The organism is Halomarina salina (genome assembly GCF_023074835.1).
Classification (GTDB): Archaea; Halobacteriota; Halobacteria; order Halobacteriales; family Haloarculaceae; genus Halomarina; species Halomarina salina.
Genome location: NZ_JALLGW010000001.1, coordinates 1348188 through 1364650, shown reverse-complemented (window position 1 = coordinate 1364650; position 16463 = coordinate 1348188). Strand labels below are relative to the sequence as shown.

The following is a 16463-nucleotide window of genomic DNA, read 5'->3' as shown; positions in this document are numbered from 1 at the left end:
GGTGAGGTCGTGCTGCCCCGTGAGACCGCTCGCAGCGGTTCGTCAGAACACGGACGGCGGTGGTCGCCGCTTTCTACGTGAACGTTCGCAGTGGAACGAGTCCCGGTCGTGGAGAGGAGGCGGGTTACTCCTCGTTGTTCAGGTCGAGATACTGCGCGCGGATGATGCGCTCGTCGGACTCGATGTCGTCGACGACGTCCTCGGGGACCTCGCTGTCGAGCGAGTAGACGGTGAGCGCCTCGCCGCCGATGGTCTCGCGGCCGTTGAACATCCCGGCGATGTTGATGTCGTGGTCGCCGAGGACGGTGCCGATGAGGCCGATGACGCCGGGCTTGTCGTGGTTGCGGGCGACGAGCATGTGGCCGTGGGGGATGGCGTCCACGCGGTAGCCGTCGATCTGGACGATGCGCGGGTCGTCGCCCGCGAACAGCGTCCCGCAGACGCGGACCTCGCTGTCGCCGTCGGTGACGATGACGCTCACCCGCGACTGGAACACGTCCGACTGGGAGGTCTTCGACTCCGTGACATCGATGCCGCGCTCCTCGGCGATCTGGTTCGCGTTGACGGTGTTGACGCGGCTCTCTAGCGGGCGGAACACGCCTCGAAGTGCGCTCGCGGTGACGAGGTCGACCTCCTCTTCGGCGATGTCGCCGGCGTACTCCACCTCGACCTCGTTGATACGGCCGTCGTAGAGGCCGACGGCGATGCGCCCGGCGGTCTCGGCGAGGTCGATGTACGGTCGGATGCGCGGGAACGCGGCCCGGTCGACAGAGGGCGCGTTGAGCGCGTTGATGACCGGTTCCTCGTTGAGTGCGGCGACGACCTGGTCGGCGGTGCTGGTCGCGACGTTCTCCTGGGCGGCCTCCGTCGACGCGCCGAGGTGGGGCGTGACGACCACCTCGTCCACGTCGAGCAGCGGGGAGTCGGGGTCGAGCGGTTCGTCTGCGAACACGTCCAGAGCTGCGCCCTTGAGCGTCCCGTCGGCGACGGCCGCCGCGAGCGCCTCCTCGTCGACGATGCCGCCGCGAGCGCAGTTGACGAGGTAGCCGCCCTCCAGTCGCTGGAGCTGCTCCTCGCCGAGCATGTTCGCCGTCTCGGGCGTCAGCGGCGTGTGGACGGTACAGAAGTCCGCGCGGTCGAGGACCGTCTCCAGGTCCGAGAGCTCCGCCCCGAGCTGGTCGGCGCGCGTCTCGCTGATGTACGGGTCGTACGCGACCAGGTCCATCCCGATGTTGCCGAGTTTCTTCGCCACCTCCTGGCCGACCCGGCCGAGGCCGACGATACCGAGGGTCTTGCCGTTGAGTTCCGTCCCGAGGAACTCGCTCTTGGCCCACTCGCCGTCCTTGAGTCGGACGTGCGCCTGCGGGATGGAGCGGGCGGCGGCGAATGCCATCGCCACGGTGTGCTCGGCGGCGGCCCGGACGTTCCCCTCGGGGGCGTTGGCGACGATGACGCCGCGGTCGGTGGCGGCGTCGATGTCGATGTTGTCGACGCCGATGCCCGCCCGTCCGACGATGACGAGGTCCGGCGCGGCGTCGAGCAGTTCGGCGTCCACCTCGGTGCCCGAGCGCACGATGAGCGCCACGGCGTCGCTGACCGCCTCGTGTAGTCGGTCGCCTTCCGCGTCGTACGCCGTCACCACGTCGAACCCCGCCTCGCGGAGTCGGTCCAGACCCGCGTCCGCGATGGGGTCCGTGACGAGTACCTTCATGCACCACCCTCACGGTGCCCGCGAATAACCGTTTGCGATGCCAGCCAACCTTGCGTGGGCGGGGCGGTACCTGTCACCTCGCGGCCGCCACCTCGTGGCGTACCGAGCCGTCGTCCGATAGAGCCACAGATGTGAGGGTCGATGACCCCGCTCGGCCGACAGGACTGTTTCGATACCCAATCAGTTTGGGCCAACTGCTTTGTGTCGAGAATCTTCATTCTGAAATGAATGGATGGCCCTGCGTCGAACCCGTCCGAACGCCCTCTCGACGGCGACCCGCTCTCGACGAGCGAGTTCGTCCCCGGTGAGGGTGAACTGCTCACGACGGTCGTCGACCTCATCGAACGCACGCGTGACGTCGACCTGACCCACGAGTCACCCCTCGGCGAGCGCGTCGACTGGGACGCGCTCGACCACCTGCTGGACGACGAGAGTCGGGCGATGAACGTCGAGTCGGTGGCGTTCTCGTACCACGACGTGGTGGTCAGGATCACCGGCAGTGGCAGCGTGTCGCTGTACGACGACCCACAAGCGTCCGCGTCGACGTCCGCCGACGCGTCCGACGCGACGGATTCGATGGACCTGGTGGACTCGATAGACGAGACGGATTCGACGGACGACGGGTGAGCGCGCCGCTCGTCGGCCTGTCCAGACCGGTCCGGTAGGCGGTCCCGATTGCGGTCGCTGGCAGCCGGTCCCGTCGACAGGAACTGCACGGACCGCCGTAGGTATGGCCCCCGCCGCCGAACCGGCGCGTATGCTCGTCGCGTTCGACTTCGACGGTACGCTATCAGACTCCGAGATGACCGTCCTGCTGGGACGGCGCGTCGGTGCCGCAGATGACATGGCCCGCATCACCGAGCGGGCGATGAACGACGAACTCGACTACGCGGAGAGCCTCCGCCAGCGAACGGCCCTGCTGGAGGGACTCAGCGCCGAGAGCGCCGAGAGCGCGTTCGGCGACGTGGCGTTGCGACCCGGTGCGGCGGACGTGGTCGCCGCCCTCCACGACGCCGGTCACCACGTCGCCATCCTCACCGGCGGGTTCGAACGGGGCGTCGAGGCCGCCCTCGCCCGTGACGGTGCGGCCGTCGACAGCATCGTCGCCAACCGCCTCCCGATAGCGGACGGGAAGCTCACCGGCGAGGTGGAGGGACCGCTCGTCGAGGGGACGAAGGACGACGCCCTCCGCGACCTGGCCGACACCCTCGGCGTGTCGATGTCGGAGACGGTCGCCGTCGGCGACGGCGCGAACGACCTCCCGATGCTGGAGGTCGCCGACCTCGCCGTCGGCTACGACCCGAAACCGGCGGTCGAACCGGCCTGCGACACGGTCGTCACGTCGATGGCCGACCTGCACGACCTGTTCGCCGAGCGGGGCCTGCTGTGAGTCGGCGGGGCCGGGAAGGCCGGACCGCAGGCCGACACGCTATTTGTCGAGCCATCCGAACGGTACGTATGGACCTCCAGCCACGCCGAACACTGACGGGTGAGCGATGAACTGGGACGCCGACCGCATCCCCGACCAGTCGGGGCGGACCGTCGTCGTCACGGGTGCGAACAGCGGTCTCGGCTTCGAGGCGAGTCGCGCGCTGGCGGCGGCGGACGCCCACGTGGTCCTCGCCTGCCGCAGTACCGACCGCGGCCGCGACGCCGCGAGCCGCGTCCGCGAGGAGACGCCCGACGCCTCGCTCGAACTGCTCGAACTCGACCTGGCGGACCTCGCCTCGATTCGCTCGTTCGCCGAGCGGTTCGAGCGCCGACACGACGACCTCGACGTCCTCGTCAACAACGCGGGCATCATGGCGATCCCCCGTCGCGAGACGGAAGACGGGTTCGAGATGCAGTTCGGCGTCAACCACCTCGGCCACTTCGCGCTCACCGGTCTCCTGCTCGACTCGGTGCTGGCGGCCGACGACCCTCGCGTCGTGACGGTCAGCAGCGGCGTCCACACCCGCGGGAAGATGCGCTTCGGGGACCTGCACGGCGAGGTCGAGTACGACGAGTGGGGCGCGTACGCCCAGAGCAAACTGGCGAACCTGCTGTTCGCCTACGAGCTCCAGCGCCGCTTCGAGGCCAGCGACGCGGACGCGCTGAGCGTCGCGGCCCACCCCGGCTACGCCGCGACGAACCTCCAGGGCCGCGCCCCGGAGATGCAGGGCTCGCGACTCCGCGGCCTGCTGATGAACCTCGCCAACCGCCTGTTCGCCCAGTCGGCGGAGCAGGGCGTGCTCCCGACGCTGTACGCCGCGACGGCCCCGGACGTGGTCGGCGGCGCGTACTACGGCCCGGACGGGTTCATGGAGATGCGCGGCGGCCCCGAGCGCGTCGAGTCGAGCGAGCGCTCGCACGACCAGGACGCCGCACGCCGCCTCTGGGAGTACTCCGAGAACGCCACCGGCGTCACCTACTCGCTCCCGGTGCCGACACGGGCCTGACTCGCTCGTCGCAGCCCCACGGGAGAATCTCCGCCCCGCACGCCGTCTGCCGTCCGTCTGACGCGTTCTTATACTGTTACGTATCGTGGGCTCGACCATGAACCCCGTCGCCCTCCCCGGTCGACTCGTCGGGGGCGTCCTCGGCTGGCTGAACGACCGCCCGCTGGTCCTCTCGGGAGCGGTGATGGCCGTCGCCGCGATGTGGGTGCTCGCAGTACGCGTCCGGACCGTGACCGAACCGGGGACGACCCTCCAGACGGTGCCGCTCGCCCTCGTCGGCGAGGTGCTCGCCGGTCACCCCGCGTACGCCGCCGCCGTCGTGGTCGGCGTCGGTGCGGTCGTCTTCTTGCGGTAATCCGGTGAGAACAGGTTCCGGAGCTTCGGGTCGGCCGAACTACCCCTGCCCGAACAGACTCGCGTGGACCGGCGCGAACCGGGGGCGCTCGTCGTCGCCCGCGTGTTCCGCGCCGTCGTCGCGGACCGCACCGCCCCGGACGCCGTCGCTCAGGAAGTCCCGGAGCGGCGCGTCGAGCGTCTCCGGGTGCGCGAGGAACGCGTCGTGGCCGTACTCCGAGTCGACGACGGTGTGGGCGACGCTCGTGCCCGACGAACGGAACGCCTCGGCGATGCGCTCGCCCTGCGCGGCCGTGAAGTGCCAGTCGCCGGTGTACGAGAGGACGAGCGCTTCACCGTCGAACGCGGACAACGCGTCCGCCAGGTCGCGGTAGCCCGCCGCGAGGTCGAACTCGTCCATCGCGCGGGTGAGGTAGAGGTAGGCGTTGGCGTCGAAGCGGTCGGTGAACCGGTCGGCGTTGTAGTCGAGGTACGACTCCACGTCCCGGTACGGGAAGAACGACGCGCCGGGGTCGCTGGCGAACGACGCGCCCTGCCCCTCGTCGCGGGTCGCGCTCCGGCGGCCGAACCGGTCGTCCATCGAGTCCTTCGAGAGGTAGGTGACGTGCGCGAGCTGCCGGGCGAGCGCCAGCCCCTCGGAGGGTTCGCGGCCGGTGCCGTAGTAGTCGCCGTCCTGCCAGTCGGGGTCGGTGGTGATGGCGCGACGGGCGATGCCGTCCAGCGCGAGCAACTGGGCGTCGAGACGTGCGCCGGTGGCGATCGCGGCGACGCGGTCGACGCGGTCCGGGTAGCGTCGCGCCCAGTCGAGCGCGTTCATGCCGCCGACCGACCCGCCGAGGACGCACGCGAGGCGGTCGATACCGAGGTGGTCGAGCAGGCGGGCCTGCGACCGCGTCCAGTCGCCGACGGTGACCGGCGGGAAGTCGGTGCCGTAACACTCGCCCGTCTCGGGGTTCACGCTCGCGGGACCCGAAGAGCCGTAACACGACCCCGGCACCGTCGCGCAGACGACGAAGAACTCGCGCGTGTCGATGGTCTTGCCGGGGCCGACGACGTCGTCCCACCACGCCGTCGCCTGGTCGGCGGGCGAGGTACCGCCGTCGGTCAGCGCCCGGTTCGGGTTCTGCGCGACGTTGTGACTCCCGGTCAGCGCGTGGCAGACGAGGACGACGTTCGAGTCGTCGGCGTTCCGTTCGCCGTACGTCTCGTAGGTGAGTTCGAGGCGCTCGATGGACTGGCCGCAGTCGAACTCGAACTGCCCGAGGTCGACGCGCTCGTTCATATCGCCACCTCCAGGTCGGCCACGACGTCCTCCGGGTCCTCGATACCCACCGAGAGCCGCACGAGGTCGGGCGTCACGCCCGACGCTCGCTGTTCCGCTTCGGTCAACTGCGCGTGGGTCGTCGAGGCGGGGTGGATGACGAGCGTCTTCGCGTCGCCGATGTTCGCGAGGAAGCGACTCAGCTCGACGTCCTCACAGAGGCGCTTGCCGGCCTCGTAGCCGCCTTCGAGACCGAACGCGACGACTCCCCCGTAGCCACCGTCGAGATAGCGTGTGGCGGCGCTGTGCGTCTCGTGTGCGTCCAGACCGGGGTAGGTCACCCACGCGACGTCGGGATGGTCGTCGAGGTACTCGGCGACGTGCTGGGCGTTCGAACAGTGGCGCTCCATCCGCAGCGCGAGCGTCTGGAGGCCCTGGAGGGTGACCCAGGCGTCGAACGGCGACTGCGAGTCGCCGAGCGAACGGGTCCCGCGCTGGCGGGCCGTCTCGACGAACGCCCTGTCCCCGTATCGCTCCGAGAAGCGGACGCCATGGAACGCCGGGTTCTCGCCGCCGACCTCGGGGAACTTCTCGGGGTAGTCGCCCCACGGGAACGTCCCCCCGTCGACGAGGACGCCGCCGAGCGTCGTGCCCGCGCCGTGTATCCACTTCGTGGTCGACTCCCAGACGAGGTCCGCGCCGTGGTCGAGCGGTCGACAGAGCGCCGGCGTGGCGAACGTGTTGTCGACGAACAGCGGGACGCCGCGTTCGTGAGCCACGTCGGCGACGGCCTCGATGTCCGCCGTTATCAGCGACGGGTTCCCGATGGTCTCCAGGTGGACGTACGCGGTGTCCTCGTCGATGGCCTCGGCGTACGCCTCCGGGTCGAGCGTGTCGACGAACCGCGCATCGATGCCCCGTCTGCTGGCGGTGTGTGTGAGATACGCGTGCGTGCCGCCGTAGATGGACGAGGCGCTGACGACGTTGTCGCCCGCGCTGGCGAGGACGAGCGTCGCCGCGTCGAACGCCGCCATCCCGGAGGCGGTGCAGAGTGCGCCCGTCCCGTTCTCCAGGTCGGCGAGTCGGCGTTCGAGCGTGGCGACCGTCGGGTTGGAGACGCGACTGTAGACGTTCCCGTCGTCGGCCAGCGCGTACCGGTCGGCCGCGGTGTCGGCGTCCGGGAACTCGTAGGAGGTGGTCTGGTACAGCGGCGTCGCCGCCGCGTCGGTGGCTGGACCGCCGCGCTCGCCCGCGTGGACGCAGCGCGTCCCGAACCCCCAGCCAGCGGCGGTGTCACCCGCCCCACCGGGCCCGGTCTCGTCGTTTCTCATGTCTATCGTGCATACGTCTTCGAAGACAAATAACCCACAGTTACGGCAACGCTTGCTGTCTTGCGAATCACTGTCATACGCGGCTGAGGAGCCGGCAGAGAGTCGACACTGGACGGAAGCGAACCGAAGACGGAGAGAAACAGCGAGAGGAGTGAGAGACCGCGTCTCGACCGCGTCTCAGTTCCCGAGCGAGGACGGATCGACGGACTCGCCGTTGAGCTGCGCGTCGACGCTGCCCTCGTACTCGAAGCCGGTGATGTCCCCGGAGAACCGGTAGACGTCGGTGCCGCCGACGAGGAACCCGCTGGCGCTGCCGTCGCCGAGCGAGTCCTCCGTACCGTAGTTCGGGTCGAACGCGATGTCGCCGCTGACCTCGATGTCGTACGGCGCGAAGTCGTCGGAGTTGAGCATGAGGACGTTGCCGAGCGTCCCGTCGGCCCCCGACGAGTCGTCGGAGTCGCTCGACTCGGAGTCGGACTCCTCCGACTCGGAGTCGGAATCGTCGCCGCTCGACCCGCCCGAACTCCCGTCACCCAGCGAAGACGGGTCGACCGTCTCGCCGTCCAGGCGCACCGTCGCCGACCCCTCGACGTCGAACGACGTGATGTCGCCGTCGAACTGGTACTTGTCGGTGCCGCCGACGAGGAAGCCGGTCACCGTCGAACCGTCGATGCGGTCCTCGGTCCCGAACGTCGGGTCGAAGCCGACGTCGCCGCTGACCGAGAACTCGTACGGCGCGAGACCGTCGCCCGACAGCGTCAGGGCGTGCATGCCCCCGGACGAGCCACCGTCGGAGCTCGAGGAGTCGTCGGACTCGCTCTCGCTCGACTCGGAGTCGGAATCGCCGCCGCTCGACCCGTCGCCCAGCGAGGACGGGTCGACCGTCTCGCCGTCCAGGCGCACCGTCGCCGACCCCTCGACGTCGAACGACGTGATGTCGCCGGTGAACTCGTAGCCGTCCGTGCCGCCGACGAGGAAGCCGCTCGCCGTCGAGCCGTCGATGCTGTCCTCGGTCCCGAACCGGGAGTCGAACTCCAGGTCGCCGCTGACCGAGAACTCGTACGGTGCGAACCCGTCGCCCGTGAGCACCAGTCGCCGCGTCCCACCGGAGGTGTCGGCGGTCTGGGCTTCGGCGTCGTCCGAGTCGTCGCCGCCGTCCGAGCCGTCGTCACTGCTCTCGGAGCCGTCGTCGCCGCTCTCCGAATCGCTGGTCTCCTCGGAGTCCCCGCGGGAGCCGCCGACGTCGCCGCCGGCGCCGGCCCCGTCGTCGCTCGGGAGGGGGCAGCTTCCACTGTACGAGAGCGAGCCGGTGCCGACGCTCGAACCGGGCGTGTACAGCGCCGTGCCGTTCACGTCGATGGTCGACCGACGGACCGTACAGTTGCTCGCGTTCCGGACGGTGACGCCGTTCTGCTCGCCGTCCATCGAGATGCAACAGTCGCTCACCAGCGAGCCGTCGCGGCCGATCAGTTCGATGGCCGCCCGTCGCGGGTTCGCGGCACCGCCGGTGATGCTGCAGTTCCGGACGGTGACCGGACCGCTTCCGGAGATGTCGTCCGGTTCCTCCGCGAACACGGTCGGGAACCGGGTCTCGTTCTGGAACCGACAGTTCTCGATGTCGACGTCGCCCGCCGTCGGCTGGATGCGGACGAGGCCGTCACAGTGGTCCGCCGACTTCAGGATGAAGTCGCAGTTCTCGACGGAGCTCCCGGTGTAGCCGTGGGGGCCCGACTCGATCCACAGCGCACGTGGGTTGTCGAAGTCACCACGGTTGTCCGCGTCGTCGATGTCGACGACGAACGTCGAGTCCTTCACGTACGAGCCGTCGCCCGCGATACGGACCGAGGCGATGTCGTTGTTGGCGAAGTAGCTGTCTTCGATACGGACCTCGCCCGAGCTGCGACTGCCGTAGATGCCGTTCTCGCCCGCGTTCTCGATGTGAGCGTCCCGGATGTAGATGGTCCCCTCGTTGGAGGGGTCGATGAGTAGCGCCTGCGTCCCGCTCGGGTAGTCGCCGACGTCGCTCGCGCCGGTGCGAACGTAGCCGTCGAGGGTCAGCTCGCCGTCCGAACTGTAGACGTTCAGCGCGAGACTGCGGTAGGTGTTCCGCGGGTTGTTCCCGGCGACCTCGATGTTCTTGATCGTCGCGTCACCGTCGGGGGCGAACGAACAGCCGACGCCAGTCTCCCAGTCGTCGCTCTGCTGGATCGTGAAGTCGCCGAACAGCCAGTCGCTGCCGAACCGGACGTTCAGGAACCGCTGCTCGTAGCCCGTCGGGAAGACGAACTCGACGTCGGAGCGGTCGCCGGTCGTGCCGACCATGCCGACGTTGTCGTCGTTGTAGTAGCCGTGCTCCTCCGTCACCAGGTACTCGCCCGGCGGGAACTCGATGAGCGTCCCGGAACCCCAGGCGCTGTCGAGTTCGCTGTCGATCGCTTCGTTGCCGTTGGGGTCCATCCCCAGGTCGTCGACCGCGTTCACCACCCGGTCGAACGAGACGCCGTCTCGCGTCTCCGCCGTCGACCGCCCCGAGAACGCGACCGCACCGGCCGCCGTCGCAGCCCCCAGCTTCAGGTACTGTCGCCGGTCGATACTCCCGAACCGGCCCCCTTGATTCTCGTCGTCGCCCGACGATGGTGTGTCATTGGTTGTCGCATAGTTGTGACTCTCGAACTCCTCGTCCGCACTGTTTCGCTCCGACATGTCTCGACGCAAGCGGGTGCTGTCTGAGGTAAATAAATTGTGGTAGACGTCCCAATACCTGGCGAGATAGTCATTCTTCGGAGAGAGTACCACCCTTCAATTTCCGCTTTCACAAAAGTACAGGGATTAAATCCTACATTCGAGTAGAACTATTCACGAGTTCAAGTATGTTGTTCCCATCAAAAAATGACAGTATCGGGAGAACATCCGTCTCACGGCCGCTGAGACACTCGTCTTGCGCCCGGAGTATCACGAAGTATTGAAAGACGAGTGAGATACTCGGTGAGGGAGAGGAGTGCATCGAGTCCAGGGGCCACGCGACCCCAATCGCGGCGCCGGTGGGTGCTATCCGACGCCGTTAGATGGGGGCAGGCCCTACGTCCACCGTGTCCACCCGTCGCGCTCGCGTCGTCCTCGCCGGAACCGTCTTCGCGGTACTGTTCGCGCAGGTGTTGCTGTATCCGGGCATCACGGACCTCGTGGGGGCACTCGGCGCGGAGACGGACCTCGACGCGAGCACGTGGTTCCTCGCCAGCGAGTTCGCCGGGTTCGTGCTGTTCGCCGGCGTGTGGGGCGCGTTCTCCGACCGCCTCGGGCGGCGGATACTCCTGATAACGGCCGGGGCACTCGGCGGCGCACTCGGCTACCTCGTCCTCGCCGCGCTGCCGTCGGGGACCGGGTTCGGAACCGTCCTCGTGGTCCGGTTCGTCCAGGGCGCGTTCACCATCGGCGCGTTCTCGCTGGCGATGACGACCCTGATGGACCTGAAGGGGGGTCACGGCCGCAACATGGGCGCCGCGGGCATCGCCATCGGTCTCGGCACCGCGATGGGCGCACCCGTCGGCGGCCGCCTCACCGGCGTCGACCCGCTCGCACCCGTCGTCGCCGCCGCCGCGCTGCTCGCCCTCGCCGGCCTCGTCGTCCTCCTCGTCCGCGGCGACACGCCCGCTCCCGAGGCGGGCGACCGCGAGGAGACGCTGCTCGCGGCGCTCTCGCTGACCCGCGACCGCCCGGCGTTCGCGCTCCCCTACGCCTTCGGGTTCATCGACCGCCTCACGGCGGGGTTCTTCGCGCTCGTCGGCACCGTCTACCTCCGCGAGGAGTTCGCGCTCGACGCCGCCACCACGGGCCTCGTCCTCGCCTGTTTCTTCGCGCCGTTCGCCCTCCTCCAGTACCCGATGGGCGTCGTCTCCGACCGCATCGGTCGGCGCATCCCCATCGCGCTCGGGTCGACGCTGTACGGCGTCGTCGTCGTGAGCGTGGTGTTCATGCCGACCGTCCCGCTGGCCGCGCTCGCGCTCGTCGCCACGGGCGTCACGGGGGCGTTCATGGCGCCCGCGACGATGGCGCTGGTCACCGACCTCGCCCGGTCCGACGAACGGGGCGTCGCCATGGGCGGGTACAACGTCGTCGGGTCGCTCGGCTTCCTCGTCGGTATCGTCGTCGGGGGCGTGCTGGCGAGCGAGTTCAGCTACACCCTCGCGTTCGTCGTCGTGGGCGGCCTCGAAGTCGCGCTGGCGCTGGCGGCGCTCCCAGCACTCACACGACTCGACCTCGACAGGCCACGTGCGACGGCCTGAGAGCAACGGCCCGAGGACGACGACCAGACGCGACGAACTGAAGCGACGGTTCGTGAACCGTCCGCCCACGAACGTGTCCGCTCGCAACCGGCCCCGTCCGACTTCGAAACCGACTTTGGCAGGTGCCGTGGACTGACCGTAGCGGTCGAGCGTCGAACCCGTCGGTGCCGTCGACTCGTGTCGTGTACTCCGACCGCTCTCTTCACCTGCCGAGCGACTGGTTCACGGCGATTCTACGCGTTCCGACTGGAGACAGCGAGTGGGACGGGTGCCGCGAGGACGACCCCTTCGCCAGGGACTGAACTGCTCAGTCGTCGAGCACGTCGTGGACCGCTGCCTCGCCCGCGTCCGGGTCGCAGTCGACGCCCACGTCACCGAGTGCCTCGCCGACGGTCCGCACGCCGCGTGCTATCTGGTCGGCGGTGAGGTTGCCCATGTTGCTCACGCGGAAGATGTCGCCGCCGAGGTGGGCCTGCCCGCCCGAGATGCTGACGTTGCGTTCCTTCACGGCGTCGAAGAAGGCGCTCGACTCGTCGCCGCGAATCGCCTCGGGCAGCGAGATGGCGGTGAGCGTGTTCGACAGTTCGGTCGGACCGCTCACCTCCGGGAACCCCTCCAGCCCCAGCGCCGCGAACCCCTCGCGGAACGCCTCCGACTGGCGGCGGTGACGCTCGATGCGGTTGGGCATCCCCTCGTCGTGGATCTCCTCGACGGCCACCGCGAGCGACCGGAACAGCGGGACGGCGCTCGTGAACGGCGTCTGGTGCTGGTCGGCCTTCCGGAGGTGCCACTCCACGTCGGAGTAGAACGGCCCGCGCTCGCCGTCCGCCTGCTCGGCGGCGCGGTCGGTGACGAACACGGCGCTGATACCCGGCGGTGCGGCGAGCGCCTTCTGCCCGTCCGTGACGGCGACGTCCACGTTCCAGTCGTCGATACGGAACTCGTCACCGCCGATGCTCGTCACGCCGTCGACGACGAACAGCGCGTCGTGCTCGGCGACGAGGTCGCCCACCGCCTCGACGGGGTTGAGCAGACCCGTCGACGTCTCGTTGTGGACGAGCGTCACCAGCGCGGTGTCGTCGGTGATGGCCTCCGCGACGGCGTCCACGTCGAGCGAGTCGCCCCAGTCGGCCTCGACACGCGTCACGTCGGCGTAGCGCTCGGCGATGCGGGCGAACCGGCGGCCGAACTTCCCGTTGACCAGCGACACCACCTCGTCGTCCGGGTCGACGAGGTTCGAGACGGCCATCTCCATCCCCATCGTCGCCGTCCCGTTGAGGATGAGCGAGGTGCCCTCGCCGGTCGACTCCCCCGAGGGCGTCGAGGCGGTGAATATCTCGTCGAGGCCGTCCTGTGCGCGCTCGTAGGTCGCTTCGAACTCCGCCGAGCGGTGGGACACCATCGGCGCGTCCATCGCCGCTCGGACCGGTTCCGACAGCGGCACGGGACCGGGGTTGAGCAGCAGGAAGTCGTCGGACATGGTGGGGGGTTGGACGGCGAGCGGATAAACGTCTGCTCACTCGCAAACCTCGCCTAGGATTGCTTTGACATTTGGTCTGGTACGTCTGTGTTTTCCAGGTGGTCCCCGAGGACGGCACTGTGACCACCTCGAAAGGGGCGGCACTCTGGTGAGCCGAAACGAAGCAAGCACTGGAGCGAGTGGAGCGAGCGAAGCGCGCAGCGAGTTGCAGGCAGGGCGATTCCGAAGGAATCGCTTGCAGCCGGGCGGCGGAGCCGCCCGGCGACCACCAGAGTGCCGGGGCTTTCGGGGTGTTTGCGGCTCCTGCCGTGAAGCAACCCGCTCTGTCCCGGCCACCGACTCCTAGCCGGAAAGAAGCGGGATTTTTACCGCCTACCACCAAGCCACGTCCAATGAGTGCGGACGCTCGGGAGGCTCCCGACAACCCCTACGTGGAGGACCCCGCCACCGAGTTCGACCCGGTGGAGGACATCGACGACGAGACGGCCCGCGAGCAGGCCGCGCAGTTGCGCGAGGCGCTCCGGTACCACGACCGACTGTACTACCGCGACGCCGACCCGGTCATCCCGGACCGAGACTACGACGCTCTGCTCTCTCGCCTGCAGGCCCTCGAATCGGCGTTCGACATCGACACCGACGGTTCGCCGACCCAGCGCGTCGGAGGGGAACCGCTCGACGAGTTCGACACCGTCGAGCACGTCGCGCCGATGCGCTCCATCGACTCTAGCGGCGACGTCGAGGACGTCCGGGAGTTCGACCGGCGCGTCCACGACCGACTCGGCCTGTCGCGAGGGGGCAGCGGAAGTGACGACGGCGAAGATGACGGGACAGACAGTGGCGGGAGCGACGGGCAGGCCTCGCTCACGGACTACGACGAGAGCGCCCCCCAGACGACCAGCGAGGTCGAGTACTTCTGCGAACCGAAGTTCGACGGGGTGAGCGTCGAAGTCGTCTACGAAGAGGGCCGATTCGTCCGGGCGACGACGCGCGGCGACGGCGAGAAGGGCGACGACATCTCCGCGAACGTCCGGACGATACGCTCGATACCACTGCGACTCACGGGCGACTACCCGGGGTTCCTCGCCGTGCGGGGCGAGATATTCATGCCCCGCGAGGCGTTCCAGCAGTACAACCGGGAACGCGTCGAACGCGGCGACGACCCGTTCGCCAACCCCCGGAACGCGACGGCGGGGACGGTCCGACAGCTCGACCCCTCCGTGACCGCCGAACGGCCGCTCGACTGCTTCTTCTTCGACGTGCTCGACTCCACGTACGACTTCGAGACCCAACATGGGCGGCAGGACCGGCTCCCCGAGTGGGGGCTGAAGACGAACCACCGGACGGCGCTCGTCGACGACATCGAGGGGGCCATCGACTACCGCGACGATCTCGTCGCGGACCGCGACGACGTGGACTACGAGGTGGACGGTGCGGTCATCAAGGTGGACGACCTGGCGCAGTGCGACCGCCTCGGCAGCACCTCGCGTGCGCCGCGGTGGGCCTACGCGTACAAGCTCCCCGCACGGACGGAAGAGACGATTCTGCGGGACGTCGTCGTACAGGTCGGGCGAACGGGGCGGCTGACGCCGGTCGCGCTGCTCGACCCGGTCGACGTGGCGGGCGTCACCGTCTCGCGGGCGAGCCTCCACAACCCCGACCAGATACGCGACCTCGGCGTCGCCGTCGGCGACAAGGTCCGCATCGAGCGGGCGGGCGACGTCATCCCCTACGTGGCCGAGGTGGTCGAGAACAACGCCGACGGGCACTTCGAGTTCCCCGAGCACTGTCCCGTCTGTGACTCGGCGGTCGAACACGACGGGCCGCTGGCGTTCTGTACCGGCGGACTGGCCTGTCCCGCCCAGTTGCGGCGGGCCATCGAGCACTACGTCTCGCGGGGCGGCCTCGACATCGAGGGACTGGGCGAGCAGAAACTCGACCAGCTCGTGGAGACGGGACTGGTCGAGTCCATCCCGGACCTCTACGACCTCGACGAGGAGGACCTGGCGGAGCTGGAGGGGTGGGGCGAGACGAGCGCCAGGAACCTCCGTGACGAACTGGAGGCCGCGAAAGCGCCACCGCTCGACGACTTCCTGACGGCGCTCGGCGTCCCCGAGGTCGGGCCGACGACGGCCCGCTCGCTGGCGCGGACCTTCGGCACGCTCGACGCCGTGATGGAGGCCGACGAGGAAGCCCTCCGGGAGGTGGACGACGTCGGCGAGACGGTCGCCCACGAGATACGCGAGTTCTTCGGGAGCGAGCGCAACCGCGAGGTCATCGCGGCACTCCGAGAGCACGGCGTCTCTCCCCAGGAGGTGGCCGTGGAGACGGGCGCGGCACTCGACGGGCTGACGTTCGTGTTCACGGGGTCGCTCGACGGGCTGACGCGCGGCGAGGCGCAGGACCTCGTGGAACGCTACGGCGCGAACGCCACCTCCAGCGTCTCGGGGAACACCGACTACCTCGTCGCCGCCGAGGGCGCGGGCCAGTCGAAACTCGACGACGCGGACGCCAACGACGTCCCCGTGCTCTCCCAGGCGGAGTTCGAGGACCTGCTCCGCGAAGAGTACGGTATCGACGTCGACGGCGAGGCGTAGCCGAGGCTGCTGGTGACGTGCGGATGGGCGAACAGGCGACGGCACGCGCTCACCGGACGGGTCGTCGCACGGCTCCCGCCGCCGGGGGGTGTGCCCCGCACCCGCTGACCGTCCGGTGTCGATGGTCAGGTCACGGTGCCGCTGGCCGCGTTCTCGGTGAAGAAGGTTCGGAGCCGTGAGACCCGCTCAAATGTCGACGCTGCGGAATCGGAGGTAGCCGAGCGTGAGCGGGACGACGGCCCACAGCGCGAGGACGAGGAGTGCGAACCAGCCGTGCTGGTAGAACGGCGCGTCGCCCGCGCCTGCCCGCGAGACGTACGACGAAATCGCCCGGTTGTACGAGATGAGCGGGCTCACGCGGAACAGCGCCTCGAGGAGCTCCGGGTTCGAGTTCGGGAACAGTTCGTCGTTCACCAGCCCGACGAGGAACACCCAGAGGAACTGGAAGAAGGCGAACGCGCCGAACCCGGCCATGACGGCGATACTGGTCGACCCGGTGGCAGCCGAGATGCCGAGGCCGAGACCGACGAACGCCAGCGCGTACAGGAGGGTGATGCCGAAGAACACCGCGTACTGAACGACGTCGAAGCTCCCCGCGAGCACGAACACGCCGACGGCACCGGCGACGAACCCAGCGACGATGGCCGTCGCGACGATAGCGCCGCGGCCGAGGAACTTGCCGAGGACCACGTCGCGCCGCGAGTGGGGCATCGTCAGCAGCAGCTTGTAACTGCCACTCTCGCGCTCGCCCGCGATGGCCTTGTACCCGCTGACGAGGCCGATGAGTGGAACCAGCAGCACCGTCGCGCCGATGAGACTTCCGAGGACGTTGTCCGCGGTCACCTCCTGACCGGACGGGATGAACACCTCGGCGATGAGGTACTCACCGACGACGATGAACAGGACGAAGAGGGCGACGAGTGCCAGTAACCGTCTCGACCGGACGGCGTCCTGTACGTCCTTCTTCGCGACCGACTGCCAGCCACTCACGGCCGTCCACCTCCGCTGGCG

The 16463-nt window shown here is 68.9% G+C and carries 12 protein-coding genes; 6 read left to right on the top strand and 6 right to left on the bottom strand.

All coding sequences use genetic code 11. From position 1 onward, the window contains the following. Positions 1 to 124: 124 nt before the first annotated feature. Positions 125 to 1711, bottom strand: coding sequence for a phosphoglycerate dehydrogenase (gene serA / locus MX571_RS06930; protein WP_247414907.1), 1587 nt, complete (start codon positions 1709 to 1711; stop codon positions 125 to 127). Positions 1712 to 1939: 228 nt separating this feature from the next. Between serA and MX571_RS06925 the strand changes: the two genes are divergently transcribed. From MX571_RS06925 to MX571_RS06910, 4 genes are all read left to right on the top strand, one after another. After that, the gene (locus MX571_RS06925; protein WP_247414905.1) at positions 1940 to 2338 is read left to right on the top strand and encodes a HalOD1 output domain-containing protein; all 399 of its coding nucleotides are present in this window, start codon (positions 1940 to 1942) and stop codon (positions 2336 to 2338) included. A gap of 103 nt (positions 2339 to 2441) precedes the next feature. After that, positions 2442 to 3101, top strand: coding sequence for a phosphoserine phosphatase SerB (gene serB / locus MX571_RS06920; RefSeq protein WP_368408993.1), 660 nt, complete (start codon positions 2442 to 2444; stop codon positions 3099 to 3101). 106 nt (positions 3102 to 3207) lie between these two features. Further along, a complete protein-coding gene (locus tag MX571_RS06915; protein ID WP_247414903.1) occupies positions 3208 to 4149 on the top strand; it encodes an oxidoreductase in 942 nt (313 codons plus the stop codon). Between the two features lie 97 nt (positions 4150 to 4246). Then, on the top strand, positions 4247 to 4504 hold the full coding sequence (locus tag MX571_RS06910; RefSeq protein ID WP_247414900.1) for a hypothetical protein: 258 nt from the start codon (positions 4247 to 4249) through the stop codon (positions 4502 to 4504). Positions 4505 to 4543: 39 nt separating this feature from the next. Here MX571_RS06910 and metX read toward each other — a convergent pair whose 3' ends face one another. The 3 genes from metX to MX571_RS06895 form a co-directional block, all read right to left on the bottom strand. Beyond that, a complete protein-coding gene (gene metX, locus MX571_RS06905) occupies positions 4544 to 5785 on the bottom strand; it encodes a homoserine O-acetyltransferase MetX (protein ID WP_247414898.1) in 1242 nt (413 codons plus the stop codon). Beyond that, positions 5782 to 7095 carry an O-acetylhomoserine aminocarboxypropyltransferase/cysteine synthase family protein gene (locus MX571_RS06900; RefSeq protein WP_247414897.1) on the bottom strand — a complete coding sequence of 438 codons (1314 nt, stop codon included), beginning with the start codon at positions 7093 to 7095 and terminating at the stop codon, positions 5782 to 5784. Before MX571_RS06900 ends, metX begins: the two co-directional genes overlap by 4 nt. Before the next feature lie 177 nt (positions 7096 to 7272). After that, entirely contained in the window at positions 7273 to 9798 is a 2526-nt protein-coding gene (locus MX571_RS06895; protein ID WP_247414895.1) for a right-handed parallel beta-helix repeat-containing protein, read from the bottom strand. Between the two features lie 386 nt (positions 9799 to 10184). Between MX571_RS06895 and MX571_RS06890 the strand changes: the two genes are divergently transcribed. Further along, entirely contained in the window at positions 10185 to 11378 is a 1194-nt protein-coding gene (locus MX571_RS06890; protein ID WP_247414893.1) for an MFS transporter, read from the top strand. Between the two features lie 307 nt (positions 11379 to 11685). Here MX571_RS06890 and MX571_RS06885 read toward each other — a convergent pair whose 3' ends face one another. After that, positions 11686 to 12858, bottom strand: a complete 1173-nt coding sequence (locus MX571_RS06885; protein WP_247414891.1) for a pyridoxal-phosphate-dependent aminotransferase family protein — start codon at positions 12856 to 12858, stop codon at positions 11686 to 11688. Between the two features lie 392 nt (positions 12859 to 13250). Here MX571_RS06885 and ligA point away from each other — a divergent pair, with 392 nt between their 5' ends. Continuing rightward, entirely contained in the window at positions 13251 to 15452 is a 2202-nt protein-coding gene (ligA, locus tag MX571_RS06880; protein WP_247414889.1) for an NAD-dependent DNA ligase LigA, read from the top strand. A gap of 186 nt (positions 15453 to 15638) precedes the next feature. On the opposite strand, the gene MX571_RS06875 is transcribed toward ligA, so the two are convergent. Continuing rightward, positions 15639 to 16442, bottom strand: a complete 804-nt coding sequence (locus MX571_RS06875; RefSeq protein ID WP_247414887.1) for an ABC transporter permease subunit — start codon at positions 16440 to 16442, stop codon at positions 15639 to 15641. Between the last annotated feature and the right edge of the window lie 21 nt (positions 16443 to 16463).